General features: G+C 72.7%; 22 protein-coding genes. 16 read left to right on the top strand and 6 right to left on the bottom strand.

Going from position 1 to position 24,097, the window contains the following annotated elements; genetic code table 11:
* Positions 1-190: 190 nt before the first annotated feature.
* Positions 191-1,183, bottom strand: a complete 993-nt coding sequence (locus QNO07_RS21985; RefSeq protein WP_283993970.1) for a LacI family DNA-binding transcriptional regulator — start codon at positions 1,181-1,183, stop codon at positions 191-193.
* Positions 1,184-1,484: 301 nt separating this feature from the next.
* Here QNO07_RS21985 and QNO07_RS21990 point away from each other — a divergent pair, with 301 nt between their 5' ends.
* A complete protein-coding gene (locus QNO07_RS21990) occupies positions 1,485-3,653 on the top strand; it encodes an alpha-galactosidase (RefSeq protein ID WP_283993971.1) in 2,169 nt (722 codons plus the stop codon).
* A gap of 101 nt (positions 3,654-3,754) precedes the next feature.
* Here the strand turns inward: QNO07_RS21990 and QNO07_RS21995 are convergent, their stop codons facing one another.
* Positions 3,755-4,933: a cysteine desulfurase family protein gene (locus tag QNO07_RS21995; protein WP_283993972.1), complete on the bottom strand. Its 1,179-nt coding sequence runs from the start codon at positions 4,931-4,933 to the stop codon at positions 3,755-3,757.
* A gap of 108 nt (positions 4,934-5,041) precedes the next feature.
* Positions 5,042-5,932 (bottom strand): non-homologous end-joining DNA ligase, encoded by an 891-nt coding sequence (gene ligD, locus QNO07_RS22000; protein WP_283993973.1) that lies wholly within the window; start codon positions 5,930-5,932, stop codon positions 5,042-5,044.
* Positions 5,933-5,983: 51 nt separating this feature from the next.
* Here ligD and ku point away from each other — a divergent pair, with 51 nt between their 5' ends.
* Positions 5,984-7,189, top strand: a complete 1,206-nt coding sequence (gene ku / locus QNO07_RS22005; RefSeq protein WP_283993974.1) for a non-homologous end joining protein Ku — start codon at positions 5,984-5,986, stop codon at positions 7,187-7,189.
* A 103-nt stretch (positions 7,190-7,292) separates the two neighbouring features.
* On the top strand, positions 7,293-7,655 hold the full coding sequence (locus tag QNO07_RS22010; protein ID WP_283993975.1) for a DUF2511 domain-containing protein: 363 nt from the start codon (positions 7,293-7,295) through the stop codon (positions 7,653-7,655).
* A gap of 10 nt (positions 7,656-7,665) precedes the next feature.
* Here QNO07_RS22010 and QNO07_RS22015 read toward each other — a convergent pair whose 3' ends face one another.
* Positions 7,666-7,875, bottom strand: coding sequence for a hypothetical protein (locus QNO07_RS22015; protein WP_283993976.1), 210 nt, complete (start codon positions 7,873-7,875; stop codon positions 7,666-7,668).
* 108 nt (positions 7,876-7,983) lie between these two features.
* On the opposite strand from QNO07_RS22015, the gene QNO07_RS22020 reads away from it, so the two are divergent.
* From QNO07_RS22020 to QNO07_RS22035, 4 genes are all read left to right on the top strand, one after another.
* Positions 7,984-8,622, top strand: a complete 639-nt coding sequence (locus QNO07_RS22020) for an HAD family hydrolase (RefSeq protein WP_283993977.1) — start codon at positions 7,984-7,986, stop codon at positions 8,620-8,622.
* A gap of 115 nt (positions 8,623-8,737) precedes the next feature.
* Positions 8,738-9,985, top strand: coding sequence for a helix-turn-helix domain-containing protein (locus tag QNO07_RS22025; protein WP_283993978.1), 1,248 nt, complete (start codon positions 8,738-8,740; stop codon positions 9,983-9,985).
* 223 nt (positions 9,986-10,208) lie between these two features.
* Positions 10,209-10,451, top strand: coding sequence for a DUF7848 domain-containing protein (locus QNO07_RS22030; protein WP_502961907.1), 243 nt, complete (start codon positions 10,209-10,211; stop codon positions 10,449-10,451).
* Positions 10,448-10,627: a hypothetical protein gene (locus tag QNO07_RS22035; protein ID WP_283993980.1), complete on the top strand. Its 180-nt coding sequence runs from the start codon at positions 10,448-10,450 to the stop codon at positions 10,625-10,627. The genes QNO07_RS22030 and QNO07_RS22035 overlap by 4 nt, the downstream gene beginning before the upstream one ends.
* A 337-nt stretch (positions 10,628-10,964) precedes the next feature.
* On the opposite strand, the gene QNO07_RS22040 is transcribed toward QNO07_RS22035, so the two are convergent.
* Both QNO07_RS22040 and QNO07_RS22045 read right to left on the bottom strand, forming a co-directional pair.
* On the bottom strand, positions 10,965-11,438 hold the full coding sequence (locus tag QNO07_RS22040) for a Dps family protein (RefSeq protein WP_283993981.1): 474 nt from the start codon (positions 11,436-11,438) through the stop codon (positions 10,965-10,967).
* Positions 11,439-12,341: 903 nt separating this feature from the next.
* Positions 12,342-13,364, bottom strand: coding sequence for a rod shape-determining protein (locus tag QNO07_RS22045; RefSeq protein WP_283993983.1), 1,023 nt, complete (start codon positions 13,362-13,364; stop codon positions 12,342-12,344).
* Positions 13,365-13,468: 104 nt separating this feature from the next.
* Here QNO07_RS22045 and QNO07_RS22050 point away from each other — a divergent pair, with 104 nt between their 5' ends.
* The 9 genes from QNO07_RS22050 to QNO07_RS22090 all read left to right on the top strand — a co-directional run bounded on the left by QNO07_RS22050 (position 13,469) and on the right by QNO07_RS22090 (position 24,094).
* Complete coding sequence (locus QNO07_RS22050; RefSeq protein ID WP_283993985.1) at positions 13,469-14,179, top strand: SDR family oxidoreductase; 711 nt, start codon at positions 13,469-13,471, stop codon at positions 14,177-14,179.
* Positions 14,180-14,277: 98 nt separating this feature from the next.
* Positions 14,278-15,309 carry a methionine synthase gene (locus QNO07_RS22055; RefSeq protein WP_283993986.1) on the top strand — a complete coding sequence of 344 codons (1,032 nt, stop codon included), beginning with the start codon at positions 14,278-14,280 and terminating at the stop codon, positions 15,307-15,309.
* A gap of 15 nt (positions 15,310-15,324) precedes the next feature.
* Complete coding sequence (gene ligA, locus QNO07_RS22060) at positions 15,325-17,505, top strand: NAD-dependent DNA ligase LigA (protein ID WP_283993987.1); 2,181 nt, start codon at positions 15,325-15,327, stop codon at positions 17,503-17,505.
* 235 nt (positions 17,506-17,740) lie between these two features.
* Positions 17,741-19,918 (top strand): putative bifunctional diguanylate cyclase/phosphodiesterase, encoded by a 2,178-nt coding sequence (locus QNO07_RS22065; protein ID WP_283993988.1) that lies wholly within the window; start codon positions 17,741-17,743, stop codon positions 19,916-19,918.
* 128 nt (positions 19,919-20,046) lie between these two features.
* Positions 20,047-20,343 (top strand): Asp-tRNA(Asn)/Glu-tRNA(Gln) amidotransferase subunit GatC, encoded by a 297-nt coding sequence (gatC, locus tag QNO07_RS22070; RefSeq protein ID WP_283993989.1) that lies wholly within the window; start codon positions 20,047-20,049, stop codon positions 20,341-20,343.
* Positions 20,344-20,348: 5 nt separating this feature from the next.
* The gene (gene gatA, locus QNO07_RS22075; protein WP_502961908.1) at positions 20,349-21,842 is read left to right on the top strand and encodes an Asp-tRNA(Asn)/Glu-tRNA(Gln) amidotransferase subunit GatA; all 1,494 of its coding nucleotides are present in this window, start codon (positions 20,349-20,351) and stop codon (positions 21,840-21,842) included.
* Positions 21,839-22,096 carry a hypothetical protein gene (locus QNO07_RS22080; protein WP_283993992.1) on the top strand — a complete coding sequence of 86 codons (258 nt, stop codon included), beginning with the start codon at positions 21,839-21,841 and terminating at the stop codon, positions 22,094-22,096. The genes gatA and QNO07_RS22080 overlap by 4 nt, the downstream gene beginning before the upstream one ends.
* A gap of 27 nt (positions 22,097-22,123) precedes the next feature.
* A complete protein-coding gene (gene gatB, locus QNO07_RS22085) occupies positions 22,124-23,632 on the top strand; it encodes an Asp-tRNA(Asn)/Glu-tRNA(Gln) amidotransferase subunit GatB (RefSeq protein WP_283993993.1) in 1,509 nt (502 codons plus the stop codon).
* 279 nt (positions 23,633-23,911) lie between these two features.
* Positions 23,912-24,094, top strand: coding sequence for a hypothetical protein (locus tag QNO07_RS22090; RefSeq protein WP_283993994.1), 183 nt, complete (start codon positions 23,912-23,914; stop codon positions 24,092-24,094).
* The last annotated feature ends 3 nt before the right edge of the window (positions 24,095-24,097 follow it).

The raw sequence follows: 24,097 nt of genomic DNA on the forward strand, positions 1-24,097 counted from the left end.
CTGACCGCTCAGAGGGCCCGTTCAGGGTGTCTGACCTGCAATTCTCCCGTCCTGGGAAAATAACGGACCTGGACCCCTCCCGTTCACGTAATCGATTACGTTACGTTCGTTCCACCACCCCGCAGACGCGGCACACCATCCCAGGAGGGTCGATGACGATCTCCGCCGCGGCCCTTCGGCCTGCCCGGCGTCACACCGACTCCCGCCCGACGTACCGGGCGCGGATCGCGACGGTCCTGCGCTCGGATCTGCCGTCCAGGCGTTCCAGGAGCAGCCGGGCGCAGGACTGGCCGACCTCCTTGGCCGGATACCGGATGGTGCTCAGCCGGGGCCGGACCAGCGACGCGAACTCGATGTCGTCATGACCGACCAGCGCCACGTCCCCTGGCACGTCCAGACCCAGGTGCTCGGCCATCTCCAGCGCCCCCACGGCCGTCACGTCGTTGGCGCAGAACACCGCCTCCGGTGGCCGGCGGTGCCGCATCAGCCGGCCGAAGCCCACCGCACCGACCTCCCTGGTGTGCTCTCCGTGCGTGATGAGCCCCTCGGGCAGCGTCAGGCCGAGTTCGGCCGCCTCCGCCCGCACCCGGTCCAGCCGCGGGTCGCCGCCGGTCGCGTCGCGCGGCCCGGCGATCATCCCGATGCGCCGGCGGCCCGAGGCGACGACCCGGCCCAGCGCCTCGCGGACGGCGTCCCGCGCGTCCGGCGTCACCAGGTCGACCTCGCCGAACGGGATGTCGGCGCTGACCACGGCGGGAATGCCCGCAGCCGACAGCACCTCGAAGTCGGCGGGCGCCAGGCGGAACGGCGTGATCACCACCCCCGCCAGCCGTTGGTGCACCGCCTCCTGGAGAAAGGTCCGCTCCTCGTCGCGGCGGGCCAGCGTGTTGCACACCACCACGTGGTAGCCGGGGCCGCGCAGCGCCTCCTGCAGTCCGTGCGCCAACTGCGCGTAGAACGGGTTCGCGATGTCCGGGACCACCAGCGCGACCAGCATCGACCGCCCGGTGCGCAGGCTGCGCGCGACGGGGTTGACCGTGAAGCCCAGCTCGGCGATCGCCGCCTCCACGGCCTGCCGGGTCTCCGCGGTGACCGGCCGCTTCCCGCTGAGCACGTAGGAAACAGTCGCCGAGGACACCCCCGCGGCCCGTGCCACGTCGCTCATGGTGACCGGCTGCCTCACGATTCTTCTCCCTCTGTCGGCTGCCGCCGCACCCGGTCGCGACCACCGCGGGTCGCGGGCGCCGCGACAGGGGGCTGACCTGCGCGACCATACCGCCGGTCCCCGCGGCCCCGCCCGGCGGCGGTCCGGCCGCCGGGCGGACATGGCCCCGGGGACGCGGCTGGACCCCCAACGCGGGCGCCGACACCCCGTCGCGCCCGACGCCCCCGTCACACCCGACGCCCCCGGTGCACCCCGTCGCGGTGCACCCTGTAACGAACAACGCCCGGCGTGCCCGGGAACCACGAGTGAGGAGACGGGCGTGCCACTGGCCCAGTACGACCCGGCCGACGGCCTGCTGCTGCTGACCGCGGGGCGGTCCAGCTACGCCGTCCGCCTCGACCCCGCCGCCCGCAGCCCCCGGCTCGTCCACTGGGGAGCCCGCATCACCCCCGAGGACGCCCGCGCCCTGCCCCTCGCGAACGGCCCCGACGACAGCTTCGCCGGCCCCTGGGACGCCACCGAGGAACTGCCCGTCGAGGCGGGCCCCCGCTACGGCCCGCCCGCCGTCACCGTGCGCTTCGCCGACGGCGGCCACCTGCTCGACCCGGCTCTGGACGGCTGCACGGTGCACGAGGAGGACGGCCGGACCAGGGCCGTCGTCACCCTGTCCGACCGCCGCCGCCCGTTCGCCTGGGAACTGCACTACACCGTCCGGCCCGGCAGCGACGTCGTCGAACGCCGAGTGCGCTACCGGCACACCGGCGGCCCGCAGGACGGCCCGATCGTGCTCACCCGCTGGTCCTCGGCGCAGTGGACCCTGCCGCACCTGGAGGACTACCGGCTCAGCTCCGTGCACGGCGGCTGGGGCACGGAGGGACGGCTGACCCGCACCCCGCTGCCGTTCGGCGAGACCACCCTGACCAGCCGACGCGGCCACACCGGCCACGACGCCGGCCCGTGGGCGGTCCTCGACGACGGCTCCACCGGCGAGGACCACGGCGAGGCCTGGACCGTGCAGCTCGCCACGAGCGGCAGCTGGCGGATGACCGTCCAGCGCACGGCCGACGGCCGCTGCGCGGTGACCGCCGGCGCCGGGCACGAGGGCGTCGAGCAGGTGCTCGACCCCGGGGAGAGCCTGCTCACCCCGCTCAGCGCTGCCGCCAGGACGGCCGGCGGCTTCGGCGCGGCCGGCCGCGCCCAGCACCGCTGGCTGCGCGAGCACGTACTGCCCCGGCCCGAGGAGGTCCGGCCGGTCCTGTACAACTCGTGGGAGGCGACCGGGTTCGAGGTCACCGAGGACAACCAGCGGGCCCTCGCCGAGCGGGCCGCGGCCATGGGCGTCGAGCTTTTTGTCGTGGACGACGGCTGGTTCGGCCGCCGCGACGACGACCGGGCCGGGCTCGGCGACTGGACACCCCACCACCGGCGCTTCCCCCAGGGCCTGCGCCCGCTCGCCGACCACGTGCACACGCTGGGCATGCGGTTCGGGCTGTGGGTCGAGCCGGAGATGTTCAACGCCGACAGCGACCTGCACCGCACGCACCCGGACTGGACCGCGCACACCCCCGGCCCCGAGCCGACGCCGCGCCGCAACCAGCTGATGCTCGACTTCACCCGGGACGACGTCGTCGACTGGGCCACCGAGGTGCTGTCCACGACCGTGCGGGACAACGGCGTCGACTTCCTCAAGTGGGACTTCAACCGCTCCGTGACCGAGGGCGGCGGCGCCCCCGGCGCGGCCCGCTCCCGGTACGTCCACCACGCCGAGGGCTTCCACGAGGTGCTGGACCGGCTGCGTTCCCGCTTCCCCGACCTGCGGGTGGAGTCCTGCGCCGGCGGCGGCGGCCGGGTCGACGCCGCCGTCCTGCGCCGCACCGACCAGGTGTGGCCGTCGGACAACACCGACCCCGTGGACCGGCTCGCGATCCAGGACGGCTTCACCCAGGTGTGGCCCGCCGCCGTGATGTCGTCCTGGGTGACCGACAGCCCCAACTTCCTGACCGGCCGCCGCACCCCGCTGCGGTTCCGCTTCCACGCAGCCATGGCCGGTGTGCTCGGCGTCGGCGGCGACCTGATGAAGTGGTCCCCGGAGCAACTGGCCGAGGCCGCCGACCTGGTGGCCGCCTACAAGCAGGTCAGGCACCTGGTGCAGCACGGCGACCACCACCGGCTGCGGCGCGCGGCCCCCGGCCGCAGCGACGCGGTGGCGTACGTGCGGGCGGACGGGGGCGAGGCGGCGGTCCTGGTACGGCGGCCGGACGCCGGCTTCCACCCCGCCGAACCACCCCTGCGCGTACCGGGGTTGCGAGCCGACGCCGTGTTCACCGTGGACGCGGCCTCCCCGGGCTCGGCGGGGGCGTCCCCGGGGCCGGCCGGGGCGTCCCTGCGTCTGTCGGGTGCGGCGCTCGCCGCCCACGGGCTGCCGGTGGAGCTGCCGCCGGGCGAGTACCGCAGCGCGCTGGTGTGGCTGCGCGGCAACGAGCGGTGAGCCCGCGGGCGGGCGGGCGTACGCCGGTGGTAGGCCCTGCGTCTGCGGGGGCCGGGCGGGACGGCGGCGGGTGGCGGGTCAGACCGATTCGGTAGCTTCGATCAGGTGAGTCCGGCGCTGCGGGCGCGTTCGACGGCCGGCCCGATCGCCGCGGCCACCGCCGCCACGTCCGCCTGCGTCGAGGTGTGGCCGAGCGAGAAGCGCAGCGTGCCGCGCGCCAGCTCCGGGTCCGCGCCGGTGGCGAGCACCACGTGGCTGGGCTGGGCGATGCCCGCCGTGCAGGCCGATCCGGTGGAGCACTCGATGCCCTGGGCGTCCAGCAGGAGCAGCAGCGAGTCCCCTTCACAACCGGGGAACGCGAAGTGCGCGTTGGCGGGCAGCCGCCCCTCGGACGCCGGGTCGCCGCCCAGTACCGCGTCCGGGACGGCTGCGCGGACCTGAGCGACGAGCGAGTCCCGCAGCGCGCCCACCTCCTTCGCGAACCGCTCCTGCCGTGCCGCGGCGACCTCGGCGGCGACCGCGAAGGCGGCGACCGCGGGCACGTCCAGCGTGCCGGAGCGCACCTCCCGCTCCTGGCCGCCGCCGTGCAGCAGCGGCACCGGCGTCTGGTCCCGGCCCAGCAGCAGCGCGCCGACCCCGTACGGGCCGCCGACCTTGTGCCCGCTGACAGTCATCGCGGACAGCCCCGAAGCGGCGAAACCCACCGGCACCTGCCCGACGGCCTGCACCGCGTCGCTGTGCATCGGCACGCCGAACTCGGCCGCCACGGCGGCCAGTTCCGACACGGGCTGGAGCGTGCCGATCTCGTTGTTGGCCCACATCACGCTGACCAGGGCGACATTCTCCCCGCCCCCCGGCTCGCGCTCCAGCGCGGCCCGCAGCACCTGCGGGTGCACCCGCCCGTGGCCGTCCACCGGCAGCCACTCCACCAGGGCGCCCTCGTGGTCCGCCAGCCAGTGCACCGCGTCCAGCACGGCGTGGTGCTCGACGGGACTGGCGAGGATCCGGGTCCGGGCGGGGTCTGCGTCCCGCCGGGCCCAGTACAGGCCCTTGACCGCGAGGTTGTCGGACTCGGTGCCGCCCGCGGTGAAGACCACCTCGCTGGGGCGGGCGCCCAGCGCGGCGGCGAGGCGTTCGCGGGCCTCCTCGACGGTACGGCGGGCCCGCCGGCCGGCCGCGTGCAGCGAGGACGCGTTCCCGGTGACGGCGAGCTGGGCGGTCATCTCCCGCACCGCCTCCGGAAGCATGGGGGTGGTGGCGGCGTGATCGAGGTAGGCCATGGTGGCGACCAGTCTACGAGCCCTGCCCGGCCGCCCTGAGGGCGCACGGCAGGCGCACTGCGGGCGGTGGACGCAGCGCCGTCCCCCGGCCCCCGCCCGCGGCGGGTTTCATCCCGCGCCAGGGAGGGACCGGGCCGCGTCCGGGTCGTCGAGCACGGCGAGCAGGTCCCCGTGCCGCTCCAGGCGGCCGGGCAGGTCGTGGATGTCGAAGGCCAGCTCCGACGCTTCCTCGCAGCCCTCCACCTCCTCCCACGTGACGGGCATGGAGACGGTGGGCGCGGGCCGCGCCCTGGCGGTGTACGGCGTGGCGGTGGTCTTGGCCGCGTTGTTCTGGCTGTGGTCGATGAACACCTTGCCCGGCCGCAGCGCCCGGTCCATCCGGTGCACCGCGAGGCCGGGCAGCTCCCGCTCGGCCTCGGCCGCCAGCTCCTTGGCGTAGTCGGTGACCTCGGTGGACGGGGTGGGGCGCAGCGGAACGAGCAGGTGCAGGCCCTTGGACCCGGACGTCTTGGGACAGGCCGCCAGCCCGTCCGCCGCCAGGCGCTCGCGCAGCCACCCGGCCACGGTGCAGCACAGCACCACGTCGGCGGGCGGTCCCGGATCCAGGTCGAACACCAGCCGGTCCGCCTGCTCGGGCGCGTCAGCCCGCCACTGCGGGGTGTGGAACTCGGTCACCAGGTTGGCCGCCCACATCAGGGAGGGCAGGTCCTCGACCAGGACCTGCCGGGCCGTCGTCCGGCTGGACCGCGGCACCTCGGCCGTCGTCACCCACTCGGGTGTGCCCGGCGGCACGTTCTTGGCGAAGAACGCGCCGCCTTCCGGGCCGTCGGGGTAGCGCAGGAAGCTCACCGGGCGTCCGGCCAGCTGGGGGAGCAGGACGGGCGCCGCGGACGCGTAGTAGTGCAGCAGCTCGCCCTTGGTGGTGCCGTCGGGGTAGAGGACCTTGTCCAGGTTGCTGAGGGACAGCTTTCTGCCCTCCACGATCGTGATCGGCGGCATACCCTGAGAATCGCACGAAAATCAGACATTGCGCCACAGTGGAGGTGTTCCGTGCGGTCCATCTGGAAAGGAGCCATCTCCTTCGGCCTGGTCAGCATCCCCATCCAGCTGTACGGCGCGACCGAGAACCACAGCGTCAGCTTCCACCAGATCCACACCAAGGACGGCTGCGGAGGCCGCATCCGCTACCGCAAGGTGTGCGAGACCGAAGGTGTGGAGGTGCCGTCGGACGAGATCGGCAAGGGCTTCAGCGACGACGCCGGGGACACCGTGCTGCTCACCGACGCCGACCTCGCCTCGCTGCCGCTGCCCACGGCCAGGACCATCGAGATCCTCACCTTCATCCCGGCCTCCGACATCGACCCCATCCAGCTCGACCGGGCCTACTACCTGGGCGCCGAGACCGCGGCGGCGGCCAAACCGTACGTGCTGCTGCGGGAGGCCCTGGAGCACACGGGCAAGGCCGCCGTCGCCAGGTTCGCCCTGCGCGGCCGGGAGTCCCTGGGTCTGCTGCGCGTGGTGGAGGGCACGCTCGTGCTGCACTCCATGCTGTGGCCGGACGAGGTCCGCGCGGCCGACGGACTGGCGCCGTCCCCGGACGTCACCGTGCGCGAGGCCGAACTCGGCCTGGCGGAAACCCTGATGGACTCTCTCGGAGACCTGGACTGGACCGACCTGCACGACGAGTACCGGCACGCCGTCGAGGAGCTGGTCGCCGCCAAGCTGGAGGGCCGCACCCCCGAGGAGCAGCCCGCGCAGCCCACCGGCGGCAGGGTCATCGACCTCATGGCCGCGCTGGAGAACAGCGTGGCCGCCGCCCGCCAGGCCCGCGAGGGCGACAGGGGCGGGGCGACCATCCACCCCATCACGGCCCAGGGCCGGGCGTCGCAGTCCAAGAAGGCGGCGGGTGGCGAGTCGGGGGACGAGGCGGAGGAGAGCGCGCCCGCGAAGAAGTCCACCGCGAAGAAGGCACCGGCGAAGAAGGCCGTGAGCAAGCAGGCGCCCGCCAAGAAGACGGCGGCCAAGAAGGCCGCGGCGAAGAAGAGCGCGACGGAGAAGCCGGTCGCGAAGAAGGCGGCAAGCAAGCAGGCGGCGGGGGGCAGCCGCACCTCGGCCAAGGACGGCAGCAAGTCCACCGCCTCGCGCCAGCCCGCGAAGAAGACCGGCAAGGCGGCGGCGAAGACCACGACGCGCGAGACCGCGGCCAAGAAGACCACCGCGTCCCGCGGAACGGCCGGTCGCCGCAAGGCTTCCTGAGGGCCAGGCCGAGGACCGGACGAATTCCGGCACCTGTGCCCGGCCAGGTCACGGAACGATCACAGTGCCCGTTTCTGACCGCCTGCTGCACCAACCTGTGCACATGACAACACGCCGGACCGCCCCCCTCGTCACCGTTCTACTGCTTGCCGCGCTCACCGCCTGCGGCACCGAGAACGGCGACGGCACCGCACCCCCGGCGGCCGACGTCACGCCCAAGGCGACCAGCAAGATCAGCAAGGGCGACGTCACCCCGTGGCCCTTCACTGTGGACACCGGCACCCTCGCCTGCGACCAGGGAAAGATCACCTTCGAGGCCGGTGGCACCGAGTACGGCCTGACCGGTTCCGCCCAGAGCAGCTACGCCAAGCCCGACCCCATCTGGGTCGACGACCCCGACGTCCCCGGCGTGAAGACCAGCCTCGGCTCCCTCATCGCCGCCGGCATGAAGCTCTGCAAGGAGTAGCCGCCTCCGGTCACGGCCAGGCGTCGGGTCCTCCGCCGCGCCACTCGATCAGCGTCGGGTTGTCCATGCGGGCCTCGTCCAGGTCGAGCCCGGCCCGGCGGAGGAACTCGGCAAGATCCTCGGGACCGTGGGCGAGACCTAGTACTCCCCCCTCACGGGTGGTCACCCGGCGGCCGCTGGGACCGGGCGGATGGACGACGATAGGCGCGTTGGTAACCATGATCCCAGCCTGCCGCCGACCACGGCCGCGTGCATCCGGGGAGCGGGAGAGGTGACCCGTGGGCTGAGCCGTGTCCTTGCAGCAAGAGCTCTTTGTAGGCTGCATCGCATGATCCGTGCCGTTGCCTTCGACGTCGGGGAGACACTTGTCCACGACGACCGCTACTGGTCCTCGTGGGCCGACTGGCTTGAGGTGCCGAGACACACCCTGTCGGCATTGGTCGGTGCGGTTGTCGCCCAGGGGCGGGACAATGCCGAGGCCGTGCGTCTCCTGCGTCCGGGGCTCGACCTGGGCGCGGAGTACGCCGCCCGTGAGGCAGCCGGGCAGGGCGAGTACCTGGACGAGACCGACCTCTATTCGGACGTTCGACCTGCCCTATCCGGACTCCGCATGGCGGGAGTAAGAGTGATCATCGCGGGCAACCAGACTGTTCGCGCAGGTGAGTTGCTGCGTGGTCTGTCACTGCCTGCCGATGTGGTCGTCACCTCTGGGGGGTTGGGCGCGGCCAAGCCGAGTCCGACCTTCTTCGCCAAGGTGGTGGAGTTGGCCGAATGCGCGTCTCGGGAAGTGCTCTATGTCGACGATCACCCCGCGAACGATGTCGCGCCGGCTCAACAAGCCGGGCTTCGCGCCGCCCACCTGAGGCGTGGGCCGTGGGGGCATCTGTGGGCGGACACCCCGGAGAGCGCCGAAGCGGACTGGCGGATCAACACGCTGCACGAGGTGCAGAACGTCCTGCAACTCTGAAACAGACTTGGTCGAGGGATTCCCGAACGAAGCAGCCATAGTGCCCTTTTACCGTCCCGCCGGGCGATATCCGAGGGTACCGTCGCGAGGGCGACGTCACGACGTAGGGAGCAGTATGCCCAACACTGACAGCACTGCCCTCGAAACCGTCCGCTTCGGTCAGCGCCTGCAGATGCTGCGGCTCCGGCGCGGCATGTCACAGGCCGTCCTCGCAGGCCTAGCGGGGAAGTCGACCTCCTGGGTCAAAGCCGTCGAAGGCGGCAGGCTGCGCGAGCCGGGGCTGCCGATCGTGCTCCAACTCGCCGAAGCACTGCGAGTCCGGGATCTCACCGAACTCACCGGCGCCGAAACGGGCGTGCACGAGCTGCGCACGGAGATGTTCATCGGACCGGGGCACGGTCGGCTGCCGCAGGTCCGCGACGCGATCAACGCGCTGCCGATGGCCACCTCCCGCGAGGCGCCGCCCACTCCGCATCTGCGTGCGCGACTGGCTGCCGCCTGGGCCGCACGGCACTCCTCACCCGGACATCGCGAGGTCGTCGGTGCCCTCCTGCCGGAGCTGATCCGTGACGCCCAACTCGCGGTCCGGCAGTCCGACCGCGCCGCCGACCGACGCGCAGCACAGGCGGCACTGAGTGAGGTGTACTCCCTCGCTCAGTTCTTCCTCGCCCACCAGCCGGACAGCGCGCTGCTGTGGCGGGTCGCCGAACGGGCCATGGTCGCGGCGCTGGAATCCGAGGACCCGCACACGATCGGCGTCGCGACGTGGCTCCAGGCGGAGGCGCACCGCGACGCCGGACAGTACGACGCCGCCGATCAGGTCACGACCGACGCCCTGTCCTACCTGAAGCCGCACAGGGAGAGCGGGGGCGACGACGTGCGGGCGATCGCCGGGGCTCTGGAGGCCGGGGCCGGCTACACCGCCGCGCGACGAGGGGACACGGGTACGGCGTGGGGGTGGTGGGACCGGGCGCGACGTGCGGCGGAGGCACTGCCTCAGGGCTACTACCATCCGGTCACGAGTTTCAGTGTGCCCGTGATGGGCGCGCACGGGGTGACGCTGGCGGTGGAGTTGCGGGCCGGCCAGGAGTCGGTGAGGCAGGCGACGCAGGCAGATGCCCACGCGATTCCGTCCTGCCCGAGGCGTGCGCGGCATCGCATCGAGGAGGCGCGGGCGCACCAGTTGGCCGGGCAGGCGGAGTCGGCGTTGGCGACGCTGGAGCGTGCCCACGCCTCCGCGCCGGAGACGGTGCAGTGGAATGGCTATGCGCGGCGGATCCTGCTTGAGGAGTCGGAGTCGCGGGTCCCGTCGCTGCGGCAGCGGGCGGCAGCGCTGGCGGTGAAATGCGGCGTGCTGGGGTGATGGTGGGTCACATACTGTGACCACGCGCAACGGCGGCGGCTCTACGTTCGGTGACGAGTCGATCACCGATCTGAGGAGTGCCAATGGTTGCGCCGTCCCCTGTCCTTCCGCCCGCGCGGGCGTTGCGCAAGTGCTGCTCGTGTGGGCGATTGGTCCACGCGGGAAGACCGGGCCCGCACGGCTGGTTGTGTGACCGTCCCGCCTGCACCCGGCAGACCGACCGGTGACCCGCAGCATCGTCCGCTTCATGCAGTGGAGCGTCGGGCCGGATCGGGAGCCGGATGCGGAGGCGGTGACGTACGCGATGGAGTGCGCGGTGTGCGGCGCCCGTTCACAGCCTCGGGTGGATGCGGGGGACGGGCAGCAGTGGGTGTTCGCGCACGCCGGGCGCAACCCCTCCCACCACACCTACCGGGAGCACATCACCCGCCCCTACCGCGCAGTCATGACACGGACAGCCCCGTGACCGGCCCGGCGCGCAGGACACGCCGTCCGCCGCGCGACTCCGAGCCGATCGACAGCGACGCGGTCGCCATGATCCGCCCGTACCTGCTCGTCCCACCCCCACCCCGCCCGGTGGAGCCACCGGCGGAGTCCGGCGCCGAGCCGCCGCCGACGCACGAGCGGGAGGCCGGGTGGTGAACGGGACGCCGGAGCTGTGCGGCGAGGTGCGGCCGGTGGAACTGCAGACGCCACCGCTCGTCGCCTCCCGGCTTCCGTGCGCGGAACCCACCGGGCACGACGCCCCACACCGGGACGCTCTCGGCCACCGATGGGTGGCTGGTCCCGAACTGGTGGAGGCCCTGGCGGTGACGTGCGCGGCCGAGTCCGTCCGGCAAGCGGGCCGCGCTGGGCTGGGTCGGGCGGCTTCCTCACGCTGACGGAGGGGAGGCAGCCGTCCCGCTTGCTCAGCGGTGGACCCCCGGCCGGACAGTCGGACGGGGGTCCAGGTGGCGGAGAGGCCTTCGGGCCTCCGGCCTCACTTGCCGTTCTCGGCCTGGAACATCCAGTGGTGCTTCTCCAGGTCGCCGGTGATGGTGATGAGGATGTCCTCGGTGACGGGGTCCACCTTGCCCGCGGCGGTCATGCGGGCGCGCATCTTCGCGACGACCGCGCCGAGGGCCTCGACCATGGTGTTCACGGCGTCGGCGTCCTTCTGCCAGCCCTCCGGCACCAGGGCCATGCTGCTGTCCCGGCCGACGGTGGACGCGCGGCCGTCCGGCGGGAGGCCGAGGGCCGAGGCGCGCTCCGCGACGATGTCGGAGTACTGGCGGGCGGTGTCCACGACCTCGTCGAGCTGGAGGTGAACGGACCGGAAGCGGGGGCCGATCACGGTCCAGTGGATCTGCTTGGCGGCCAGCGACAGGTCGACGAGGTCGACCAGGGCGCCCTGCAGCGCCTCGCCCACGACCTTGAGGTCCTGCTCCGGCAGTGTGCTCTTCACGGCGTACATCCGATGACCACTTTCCCTATTCGCGTTGCCAGCTTGCAGTGGCTGTCCGGTTTCGCACCCCAGCGTATGACTTGTGCTGTTGTGCCGCGCTTCGCCGAGTGGTCTCGGCTGCCTCTGGCCGGGGCAACCGGGTGACCGGGTCTGCGGGGACCGCACGATGCAGCGCCGGGGTGCTGCACTGGGCCGCCTACCCGGTGAGCGCGCGTCCTATCGTCCGGATTGTGCGCCGTCGAGTCAGTCGTTCGGGTGATGCTGAGGGCGGCGCCGGGGAGGGTGCGGGACGCGATGGACGGTCGGGGAGACGGCCGGCGAGGGGTCATTACCGGCCATCTCCTGGGCGGAGGGGGTCAGGTCGCCCCGGGCTGCGCGTCCCCGGTCCGCTTGGGTGCGTCGAACGCGTGCCCGGCAGTGCGTTCGACAGGTGTCGGGCATTCCGTATGGGTCTGTTGTTATTCGGCGGCCCGCGGAACAAGGCCCGAGAGGTGTGCCCACGCATGAATGGCGTGGCATTTCCGGAGGGAAAAAGGATTCTGCGCGATTGCCATGGCAACAGGCGAACGGCAGGGTCGGCACGGCTCAAGCGGTGCCGCTGCCGGCGGCCCTGGCGAGTGGCTGCGAGCGCCATTGTTCGGCGCGCGGTGCGGGAAAGGAAAAGCAGGCGGGCAGGGCTTATGGCCGAAAAGTCGCCGTTCGGCCGGGGCTTCCCGTCGGTGGCAGGGAACGCCGGTTCGCACCATGCGGCGTCGGTGCGCCGGACGGGCGGCGGGGTGCGCCACGTCCGGTGGCCCGGCTCCGCCGAGGGGTGGAGCCGGGCCGCGGAGCCAGGCCGCCAGGGCCGCGACGCGGGGCGACGTGGGCTGACGAGCGACGACGCGCGCCGACGAGTGACGGTGAGTGACGCGGTCAGATCGCTGCTGCGTTGGCCGGGGTGCTGAACGGCCGCTCCAGCCGGTCGAGTTCCTCCAGGCAGCGGCCGGTGCCGAGAGCCACGCAGTCCAGCGGGTCGTCCGCGACGATGACCGGCATGCCGGTCTCCTCCACCAGCCGCTGGTCCAGGCCGTGCAGCAGCGCGCCGCCGCCGGTGAGTACGATTCCGCGCTCCATGATGTCGCTGTACAGCTCCGGCGGGCACTCGTCGAACGTGGACGCCACGGCGTCGATGATGGTCCGCACGGGTGCCTCGATCGCCTCCACCACGGCGTCGGTGCTCAGTTCGGCGAAGGCCGGCAGGCCCGTGGTCCTGTCCCGGCCGCGCACCGGGATGGTCGTCGCGTTGCCCAGCGCCATCTTGATGTGCTCGGCGGTGCGTTCGCCGACGGCGATGGAGTGCTCCTTCTCCACGTGGGTGGCGATGGCCGCGTCAAGCGAGTCGCCCGCCACCCGCACGGAACGGGCCGTCACCACGCCGCCGAGCGAGATGACGGCGATCTCGGTGGAGCCGCCGCCGATGTCCACGACCATCGAGCCGCGCGCCTCGTGCACCGGCAGGCCCGCCCCGATCGCCGCGGCCATCGGTTCCTCCACCAGGTGCACGGACTTGGCGCCCGCGCGGGCCGCGGTCTGGAGCACGGCCCGCCGCTCCACGCCGGTGACGCCGCTGGGCACGCAGACGATGACGCGCGGATTGCGGCCCCGACGGCCCGGGCGCGCCTTGCGGATGAAGTGCCGCAGCATGCCCTCGGCCGCGTCGTAGTCGGAGATGACGCCGTCCTTCAGCGGTCGCAGCGCCGTGATGGACCCGGGGGTCCGGCCCACGGCGTCCTTCGCCTCGTGGCCGACGGCGAGGACCCGGCCGGTGCGGGCGTCCACCGCCACCACCGAGGGTTCGTTCAGCACCACGCCCCGGCCCCGGACGTACACCAGGGTGTTCGCGGTGCCCAGATCTATTCCGATGTCCCGGGAACTGAACGACGTACTTGTGGCCATGTTCGACCCGCTACTTTCATCAGTTTTGTCCGAAGTGTCCTGCGTGGCGAGCATAACCAGCTTCCCAGGCAGGCCGCCTGGCGTGCGTGGGGGATCATGGGGACATGGCTACCCATCTGATCACCGGGGCCGGTTCCGGCATCGGCGAGGCGCTCACCCAACGACTGCTCGAACGCGGCGACGACCTGTGGCTGCTGGCCCGGGACGCGGGCCGGGCCCGCCAACTGGCCGCCCGCTTCGAGGGAGTCGGCGGCACCGTGCACACCCTCGTCGGCGACCTGGCCGAGCCCGAACGGCTCTCCTGGGCGCTTGGCCACCAGACGCTGCCGGGGGAACTGGACTCGCTGCTGCATGTGGCCGGGATCGTCGAACTGGGCGCCGTCGGCGAGCTGACGCCGAAGGTGTGGCAGGCCACCATGGCCGCCAACCTCGTCGGCCCGGCCGAGCTGACCCGCCTGCTGCTGCCCCAACTCCGCCTGGCGCACGGCCATGTGCTGTTCGTGAACTCCGGCGCGGGCCTGCGCGCCAACGCGCAGTGGAGCGCCTACGCCGCCAGCAAGCACGGCCTGAAGGCCCTCGCAGACGCCCTGCGGGCGGAGGAGGAGCGCTACGGCATCCGGGTGAGCAGCGTCTACCCGGGCCGCACCGCGACGCCCATGCAGGAGAAGGTCCATCAGCAGGAGGGCAAGGAGTACGACGCCGCACGCTTCATCTCCGCGGAGTCCGTCGCGCGGACGCTGCTGACGGCGCTGGACATGCCGCGCGGCACGGAGATCACCGACCTGGGCATCCGGCCGGGCGGCCGGGCCCGGTAGGCGCCGAGGGCCGGCCAGGACCGTGTCCGGCAGCGGGCTGCCGTCTGCTCCCCGGCGGGTGCTCCGGGGAGTGCGACGACAGCCCTTAGGCTGCCGGAGTGAACGACACGAACGACACCTCGAAGTTCGGCTGGGGACCCGCCGCGGCCACCGGAATCGGATCCATGCCCGGCGGGGACGCCCGCGAGGCGGTGCGGACCGTCGTCGGCTCCCTGGAAGCCCTGCCCCATCTCCCGGAACTGCCCGCCCGCGGCCCCGGCGCCGACATGATCGGGCGGACCGCCGGCCTGCTCACCGAGCTGTACGCCCGCGTCGAGCCCAGCGGCTGGCGGATCGGTGACCGGCCCGGCCGGGACACCCGCCGGGCCCGCGCCTGGCTGGGCGAGGACCTGGACGCGCTGGAGGAGGCCACTCAGGGCTACCGGGGTGCGCTGAAGGTGTCCGCGGTCGGCCCGTGGACGCTGGCCGCGGCGCTGGAGCGGCGCAGCGGCGAGGCGATGCTGGGCGACGCCGGGGCCCGCCGGGACCTCGCGGCGTCGCTGGCTGACGGGCTGGCCGGGCACCTCGCCGAGGTGCGGCGGCGGGTGCCCGGCGCCAAGGTGGTCCTCCAGCTGGACGAACCGTCGCTCACCGCGGTGCTCACCGGCCAGGTGCCGACGGCCAGCGGCTACCGCACCCACCGCGCGGTGGACCGGACCGTGGTCGAGGACGGTCTGCGCGCCCTGGTGCGGGCCGCGGGTGAGAGCCCCGTGGTGGTGCACAGCTGCGCGCCCGGCGTGCCCTTCGCGCTGCTGCGCCGGGCCGGTGCCACCGGTGTCTCCTTCGACTTCTCGCTTCTCACGGAGAGTGAGGACGAGGTGCTCGGTGAGGCGGTGGAGGGCGGCACCGCGCTCTTCGCGGGCGTCGTCCCGGGTGTCGAGCCGGGCTCCGGCGGATTGTCAGACCCTGCCGGTAGCGTCATGGGTGTCAGGTCGCTTTGGCGCAGGCTGGGGTTGGCGCCCGGACTCCTCACCGAGTCCGTGGTGATCACCCCTGCCTGCGGTCTTGCGGGTGCCTCGCCGGCGTACGCGCGGCAGGTGCTCGCCCACTGCGCCCGGGCGGCGAGATCGCTCGCAGACAACCCTGAGTAACGGGAGGACGTAACGGTGGCTGCCGAACAGGACGCAGTCGTGCCCGCCGAGGTGCGCGAGGAGCACATGCGACTGGCGGAGCAGGTCGAGGAGCACCGCTTCCGCTACTACGTGCGGGACGCGCCCGTCGTCAGCGACGCCGAGTTCGACCGGCTGCTGCGCCGCCTGGAGGAGCTGGAGGAGCGCCACACCGAGCTGCGCACCCCCGACTCGCCCACCCAGAAGGTCGCCGGCAACTACGCCACCGAGTTCACCGAGGTGGCGCACCGCGAGCGCATGCTCTCCCTGGACAACGCCTTCGACGACGCGGAGCTGGACTCCTGGGCCGAGCGGGTGGCCCGGGAACTGGAGGGCGTGCCGCACCACTTCCTGTGCGAGCACAAGATCGACGGCCTGGCCGTCAACCTCACCTACGAGAACGGCCGCCTCACCCGCGCCGCCACCCGCGGTGACGGCCGCACGGGCGAGGACATCACCCCCAACGTCCGTACCATCGACGACATCCCCGAGCGGCTGACCGGCGAGGACGTGCCCTCGCTGGTCGAGATCCGGGGTGAGGTCTTCTTCCCGATGGCGCGGTTCCAGGAGCTGAACGCGCGCCTGGTCGCGGACGGCAAACCGCCGTTCGCCAACCCCCGCAACGCCGCCGCGGGCTCGCTGCGGCAGAAGGACCCCAAGGTCACCGCCACCCGCCCGCTGCACATGCTGGTGCACGGCATCGGCGCGCTGGAGGGCATGAGCCTGGACCGCCTCAGCCACGCCTACGACCTGCTCCGCGGCTGGGGCCTGCCCACGTCCGACCACAACCGGGTGGTCGACTCGCTGGAGGGCGTGCGCGAGTTCATCGCCGAGTCCGGCACCCGCCGCCACGCCCTGGAGCACGAGATCGACGGCGCGGTGATCAAGCTCGACGAGATCCCGCTCCAGGGGCGGCTGGGCTCCACCTCCCGTGCGCCGCGCTGGGCCATCGCGTGGAAGTTCCCGCCCGAGGAGGTCAACACCAAGCTGCTCGACATCCGGGTCGGCGTCGGCCGGACGGGCCGGGTGACGCCCTACGCGGTGGTCGAGCCCGTCATGGTGGCCGGCTCCGAAGTGGAGTTCGCCACCCTGCACAACCAGGAGGTGGTCAGGTCCAAGGGTGTGTTCATCGGCGACACGGTCGTGCTGCGCAAGGCAGGCGACGTCATCCCGGAGATCCTCGGCCCGGTGGCGGACCTCCGTGACGGCACCGAGCGCGAGTTCGTCATGCCCGCCGAGTGCCCCGACTGCGGTACCGCGCTGAAACCGGCCAAAGAGGGCGACATCGACCTGCGCTGCCCCAACGGGCAGTCCTGTCCGGCGCAGTTGCGGGAGCGGCTGTTCTACCTCACGGGCCGCAAGTGCCTCGACATCGAGAACTTCGGCTACGTCGTCGCGACGGCGCTGACCCAGCCGCTGGAGCCCTCCGAGCCGCCGCTGCGCGACGAGGGCGGCCTGTTCGACCTCACGGTGGAGCAGCTGCTCCCCATCAAGACCCACGTGCTCGACCCGGACAGCGGCCTGCCCAAGCGGGACCCGGAGACGGGCGAGGAGAAGGTCGTCACGCTTTTCGCCAACCAGAAGGGGGAGCCGCGCAAGAACACGCTGGCCATGCTGGAGCACATCCAGGCCGCCAAGAACCGTCCGCTGGCCCGGATCATCACGGGTCTCTCCATCCGCCACGTGGGCCCGGTCGCCGCTGAGGCACTGGCCCGCGGCTTCCGCTCGCTGGACCGGATCGCGGAGGCCGACGAGGCGGAACTCGCCGCCACCGACGGCGTGGGGCCGACGATCGCCGCCTCCCTCAAGGAGTGGTTCGCGGTGGACTGGCACCGCGACATCGTCGAACGCTGGCGGGCCGCCGGGGTGCGCATGGAGGAGGAGGGCGCCGAGGAGTCCGGGCCGCGCCCGCTGGAGGGCCTCACCGTCGTCGTCACCGGAACCCTGGAGTCGCACACCAGGGACGGCGCCAAGGAGCAACTGCAGAAACTCGGGGCGAAAGTCACCGGGTCCGTTTCCAAGAAGACGTCCTTCGTCGTGGTCGGCGACAATCCCGGCTCGAAGTACGACAAAGCCGTTCAGGCGAAGGTGCCGATTCTGAACGAGGACGGATTCGCCGTACTGCTGGAGAACGGACCGGACGCGGCACGCGAAATCGCCGTGAACCCACCCGAGTGACCCAGCCGCCGTGACCGTGTCTGTTCGAATGCCGTGCGAGCGGCTGCCGGGTCGTCGTGTCACCGTCCGTTCCGTACTGCGAACGCGGCCGTACGGCATCTGACGGACCGGCAGCAGACCCGGGACCGCATTCGGGCAACCCCGGCCGATCGCTGCCCTCTTGTCGATCCGCGGCCTAGTGTGGATACGTGCGCCTGCCGTGGCGTGGGCACCGACGGCCTTGAGAGGGACGCGCATGCAGCAGACACCCGAAGAGCGGGAGCGAGCCGGTCTTCCGCAGGGTCCTGCGTACGTTCCGCGGGCGGACGCACCCGGCCGCCCGCACCGACTCCGCAGGTTCGCCGCGACCGCCGCGCCGGGACTCCCGGCGTGTGTGGTCGCGGCAGCCGCGCTCGCCCTTGCCGTCGGGGTCTACCGGGTCCTCGACCACGGCCGGGCCCTCTTTCCCGGCGGCACCGTCGGCTGGGCGTTCGCCGCCCTGACCGGGATCATCGTCGGGCACCTGGTCGCGCTCGGCCGGGACCGCTGGTGGGGCGGTACCGGCTCCGGCGCGGCACTCACCCTGGCCATCCTGCTGCTCTACGGCTGGGTGCCGGCCACCCTGGTCAGCCTGGCCGTCGTCTTCTTAGTCTGCGCCGCCCGCCACCACCGCTGGCGCCAGGCCCTCGTGCACGGCTCGGTGGACATCCTCGGCATCGGCGCCTCCGCGCTCACCATGGCCGCGTTCGGCACCCACCCCTCCGTCGAGTTCCCCTGGACACCCGACGCCTGGCAGTGGTCGGCGCTGCCGGAGGTGCTCATCGCCGCCGGCACCTACCTGCTCGTCACCCGCCTCCTGCTCTGGTACTGCCTCACTCCGAGCGGCGGCCTGCCCACCGCCACCCGCACCGCCCTGATCCGGCAGGGCCTGGTGTGCGTCGCCCTGCTGTGCATCTCCCCGCTCGTCGTGGTGGTGGCCGTGCACATGCCGGTACTGCTGCCGCTGTTCGCGGTGCCGCTGATCGCGCTGGACTCCACGCTGTGGATCGCCCGCGCCAGGGCCGAGGAGCAGCTGCGCGACCCGCTGACCAAGCTGCCCAACCGCCTGTGGCTGATGGAACGCACCTGGACCGCGCTGGACGAGGCCGAGCGCAGCGGCAGCCGCGCCGCCCTGGTGCTCATCGACCTGGACCGGTTCCGGTCCGTCAACGACACGCTGGGCCACCTCGCCGGAGACCGCCTGCTGCTCCAGATCGCCGACCGGCTGCGGGCCGCACTGCCCTGCGACGCCGAGGCGGCCCGGCTCGGCGGCGACGAGTTCGCCGTCCTGCTGCCGCACGTCGGCTCCACGACCAGCGCCAAGCGCACCGCCCGCCACCTGGTCGCGGCGCTCAGCTCACCGCTGGACCTCGACGGCCTCACCCTGGTCCTGGAGGCCAGCGCGGGCCTGGCCGTCTTCCCCGACCACGCCTGCGAGGCCGAGGGGCTCCTGCGGCGGGCCGACGTCGCCATGTACGAGGCGAAGCGCGACCGCAGCGACGTCGAGGTCTACGACGCCAGCCGCGACGGCAACACCCCCGACCGGCTCGGCCTGCTCGGTGACCTGCGCAGGGCCCTGGAGGCCGGTGAGGTGGCGCTGCACTACCAGCCCAAGGTCCGCTTCGACGGCGAGGTGGCCGGCCTGGAGGCACTGGTCCGCTGGGTGCACCCCGAACGCGGCAAGGTCCCGCCGGACGAGTTCATCGCCATCGCGGAGAGTTCCGGGCTGATGCCGCAGCTCACCGAGTACGTGCTGGAGGCAGCGCTGCGCCAGGTGGCGCTGTGGCGCTCGGTCGGCCTGACCGTGCCGGTCGCGGTGAACATCTCCCCGCGCGACGTGCACAGCCCCGGCTTCGCAGGCGCCGTCGCCGCCCGCCTCGCCCGGCACGGCGTGCCCGCCGGGTCGCTGCAACTGGAGATCACCGAGCACGTGCTGCTGGAGGACCCGCAGCAGGCCGCCATCACCCTGGCCGGCCTGACCGGCCACGGCGTGAAGATGTCGCTCGACGACTTCGGCACCGGCTACTCCTCGCTGGTCCACCTGCGGCGCCTGCCGGTGAGCGAGCTGAAGATCGACCGCTCGTTCGTGGCCCGGCTGGCCGTCGACGTCCAGGACGCCGAGATCGTGCGCTGCACCGTCGACCTCGCGCACTCCCTCGGACTGCTCGTCGTCGCCGAGGGCGTCGAGGACGACGAGACGTGGGAGCGGCTGCGCGACCTGGGCTGCGACGCGGTGCAGGGCTGGCTGGTGGCCGCGGCCATGCCGCCGGACGAGGCGACCGCCTGGCTGCGCGCCCGCGACGGCTCCCGCCGCGCCCTGCCGCCGGGCGTGCCCTCCCCGGCGCCCGCGCCCGCCGCCCGCCTGGGCGGCAGCCCGGAGCAGCCCGTGCAGTGAGCCGGCCCCCCGGTGCCGCGGTGGGATGCGCCCCGGCCGACACGGGCCGCGGCGCGGGAGCCATAGGATTGGGGCGCACACCCGGAACACCCGGCCCCACTCAGCCAAGAACCCGTAAGGATCGCTGCATGCCTGGCATCACGCGCGAGGAGGTCGCCCACCTCGCTCGGCTGGCGCGCCTGGAGCTGTCCGGTGAAGAGCTAGAGCACTTCGCCGGACAGCTCGACGACATCATCGGAGCGGTCGCGACCGTCTCCGAGGTCGCCGCCGAGGACGTACCGCCGACCTCCCACCCGCTGCCGCTGACCAACGTCATGCGCCCGGACGAGGTCCGTCCGAGCCTGACTCCCCAGCAGGCGCTCTCCGGCGCGCCCGCCCAGGAGCAGCAGCGATTCAAGGTGCCGCAGATCCTGGGTGAGGAGTGACCGACATGGCCGAACTGACCAGGCTCACCGCAGCCGAGACCGCCGCCCGCATCGCCTCCGGCGAGGTCACCGCGGTCGAGGTGACGCAGGCGCACCTCGACCGGATCGACGCCGTCGACGAGAAGGTGCACGCCTTCCTGCACGTCGACCGTGAGGGCGCACTCGCCACCGCGCGCGAGGTGGACGCCAAGCGCGCCCGCGGCGAGAAGCTGGGCCCGCTGGCCGGCGTGCCGCTCGCGCTGAAGGACATCTTCACCACCGAGGGCCAGCCGACCACCGTCGGCTCGAAGATCCTCGAAGGCTGGATCCCGCCCTACGACGCCACCGTCACCAAGCGGCTCAAGGACGCCGACGTGGTGATCCTCGGCAAGACCAACATGGACGAGTTCGCCATGGGGTCCTCCACCGAGAACAGCGCGTACGGCCCGACGGGCAACCCGTGGGACCTGACCCGCATCCCCGGCGGCTCCGGTGGCGGCTCGTCCGCCGCGCTCGCCTCGTTCCAGGCGCCGCTCGCCATCGGCACCGACACCGGTGGCTCGATCCGCCAGCCGGCGGCCCTCACCGGCACCGTCGGCGTCAAGCCGACGTACGGCGGCGTGTCCCGCTACGGCATGGTGGCGTTCTCCTCCTCGCTGGACCAGGGCGGCCCGTGCGCCCGCACCGTGCTCGACGCGGCGCTGCTGCACGAGGTCATCGCGGGCCACGACCCGATGGACTCCACGTCCGTCGACGCGCCCGTGCCGCCGGTGGTGGAGGCGGCCCGCAGCGGCGAGGTGCGCGGCATGCGCGTCGGCGTCGTCCCCGAGCTGTCCGGCGAGGGCTACCAGCCGGGTGTCATGCAGCGCTTCGACGAGTCCGTGGAGCTGCTGCGCGAGCTGGGCGCGGAGATCGTCGAGGTCTCCTGCCCGTCGTTCACCAGGGCGCTCGCCGCGTACTACCTGATCGCGCCCAGCGAGTGCTCCTCGAACCTCGCCCGGTTCGACGCCATGCGCTACGGCCTGCGCGTCGGCGACGACGGCACCCGCTCGGCCGAGGAGGTCACCGCGCTCACCCGCGAGGCCGGCTTCGGCGACGAGGTCAAGCGCCGCGTCATGCTGGGCACCTACGCGCTCAGCTCCGGCTACTACGACGCGTACTACGGTTCGGCGCAGAAGGTCCGCACGCTCATCAGCCGGGACTTCGCGAAGGCGTTCGAGTCGGTGGACGTGCTCGTCTCGCCGACGGCGCCCACCACCGCGTTCCCGATCGGCGAGCGGGCCGACGACCCGATGGCGATGTACCTCGCCGACCTGTGCACCATCCCGTCCAACCTGGCCGGCAACGCGGCCATGTCGCTTCCCTGCGGCCTGGCGCCGGAGGACGGGCTGCCGGTGGGGCTGCAGATCATCGCCCCCGCCATGGCCGACGACCGTCTCTACCGTGTCGGCGCAGCCGTCGAGGCTGCGTTCCAGGCACGGTGGGGCCACCCGCTGCTCGAGGAGGCACCGTCACTGTGAGCAAGCCCAGCAAGCCCAGCAAACTCAGCAAGGCCAAAGGGTTCCGGAAGTCCCGCACCGGCACCTACCTGTCCATCGGCACCACGCTGTTCGGGGCGGTGAGCGTCGTGAAGCAGGCCAGGAAGGCCCGCTTCGAGAAGGACACGCTCCAGCTCGTCGACGCGGTCGTCTCCGCCGCCGCCATCGCCACCGGGATCGCGCTGCTCGTGCGCGAACTCCGCCGGGCGGCCGACGGCGACATCCTCGCCGACTGACGCGGCCCCTTCGAAAGGCGCTTTTCCGTGACTGTCATTGACCTGGTGCCGTACGAGGACGCGCTCGCGTCCTACGACCCCGTCATGGGCCTGGAAGTCCATGTCGAGCTCGGGACCAAGACCAAGATGTTCTGCGGGTGCTCCACCACCCTGGGCGCGGAGCCCAACTCGCAGACCTGCCCCACCTGCCTGGGCCTGCCCGGCTCGCTGCCCGTCGTCAACGCGATCGGCGTCGAGTCGGCGATCCGGATCGGCCTCGCCCTGCACTGCGAGATCGCCGAGTGGTGCCGGTTCGCCCGGAAGAACTACTTCTACCCGGACATGCCGAAGAACTTCCAGACCTCCCAGTACGACGAGCCGATCGCCTTCAACGGCTACCTCGACGTGCAGCTGGAGGACGGCGAGGTCTTCCGCGTCGAGATCGAGCGCGCCCACATGGAGGAGGACACCGGCAAGTCCCTCCACGTCGGCGGCGCCACCGGCCGCATCCACGGCGCCTCGCACTCGCTGCTGGACTACAACCGGGCCGGCATCCCGCTGATCGAGATCGTCACCAAGCCGATCACCGGAGCCGGCGAGCGCGCCCCCGAGGTCGCCAAGGCCTACGTGGCCGAACTGCGCGAACTCATCCGGGCGCTCGGCGTCTCCGAGGCCCGCATGGAGATGGGCCAGATGCGCTGCGACGTCAACCTGTCGCTGCGCCCGCACGGCCGGGAGAAGTTCGGCACCCGCAGTGAGACGAAGAACGTCAACTCGCTGCGCAGCGTCGAGCGGGCCGCCCGCTTCGAGGTCCAGCGGCACGCCGCGGTGCTCAACGGCGGCGGCACCATCGTGCAGGAGACCCGGCACTTCCACGAGGAGGACGGCAGCACCACCTCGGGGCGGGTCAAGGAGGAGGCGGAGGACTACCGCTACTTCCCCGAGCCGGACCTGGTGCCGGTCGCGCCCAGCCGCGAGTGGGTCGAGGAACTGCGCGGCACGCTCCCTGAGTTGCCGCGGGTGCGCCGCAACCGGCTCCGCGAGGAGTGGGGCGTCTCCGAGCACGAGATGCAGTCGGTGCTCAACGCCGGCGCGATCGACCCGATCGTGGCCACCATCGAGGCCGGCGCGCCCGCCGACCAGGCCCGCAAGTGGTGGATGGGCGAACTCGCCCGCAACGCCAACGAGTCGGGCCGTGACATCGCCGCGCTGCCCATCACGCCCGAGCAGGTCGCCCGGGTGTGCGTGCTGGTCGCCGAGGGCTCGCTCAACGACAAGCTGGCCCGGCAGACCATCGAGGGCGTGCTCGCCGGTGAGGGCACGCCGGACGAGGTCGTCGACAAGCGCGGCCTGAAGGTGGTCTCCGACGACGGCGCGCTGGGCGCGGCCGTGGACGAGGCCATCGCCGGCAACCCGGCCATCGCCGACAAGATCCGGTCCGGCAAGGTCGCCGCGGCCGGCGCGCTGGTCGGCGCGGTGATGAAGGCCACCCGCGGGCAGGCCGACGCCGCCCGGGTGCGCGAGCTGATCCTGGAGAAGCTCGGCGCCGAGGGCTGACCCTCCCCGCGTCCGTTTCGCCGGACTGAGGCCCGCGCCCGCCGGGCTGAGCACGCCGCCTGCCGGGCTGAGCCGCCGCGCCCGGCTGAGGCCCGAACGGCGCCCCCTGAGGCGTCGGGTAAGGCATGGCCGACCCGGGTAAGGCGCGGGCCGCACGGAGTGGGGGCAGTTGCCCGATGCGGTCCGCCCGCCTCAGCGAGCAGTCTTCAACCGTTGGGACGAACGGACCGGACCGCACCCCCGGGTGCGGGTCGGCCCGGCGAGATGGGGAGGAAGACCGTGGACCACCACATGTGGGGAGTACGGGCCAGGACCGAGGACCTGCTGCGCGAGGCCGAGCAGGACCGCCGGGCTGCCCGGGCGCAGCGGGCGGAGCGGAGGCAGCGGGCAGGGGAGGACGAGCAGCCGCCCTCGGCGGAACCGCGCCGTCCGGCCCGCGGACCCTGGACGAAGGCCGCCTGAGCT

The sequence above is a fragment of the Streptomyces sp. 549 genome, assembly GCF_030124175.1.
GTDB lineage: Bacteria > Actinomycetota > Actinomycetes > Streptomycetales > Streptomycetaceae > Streptomyces.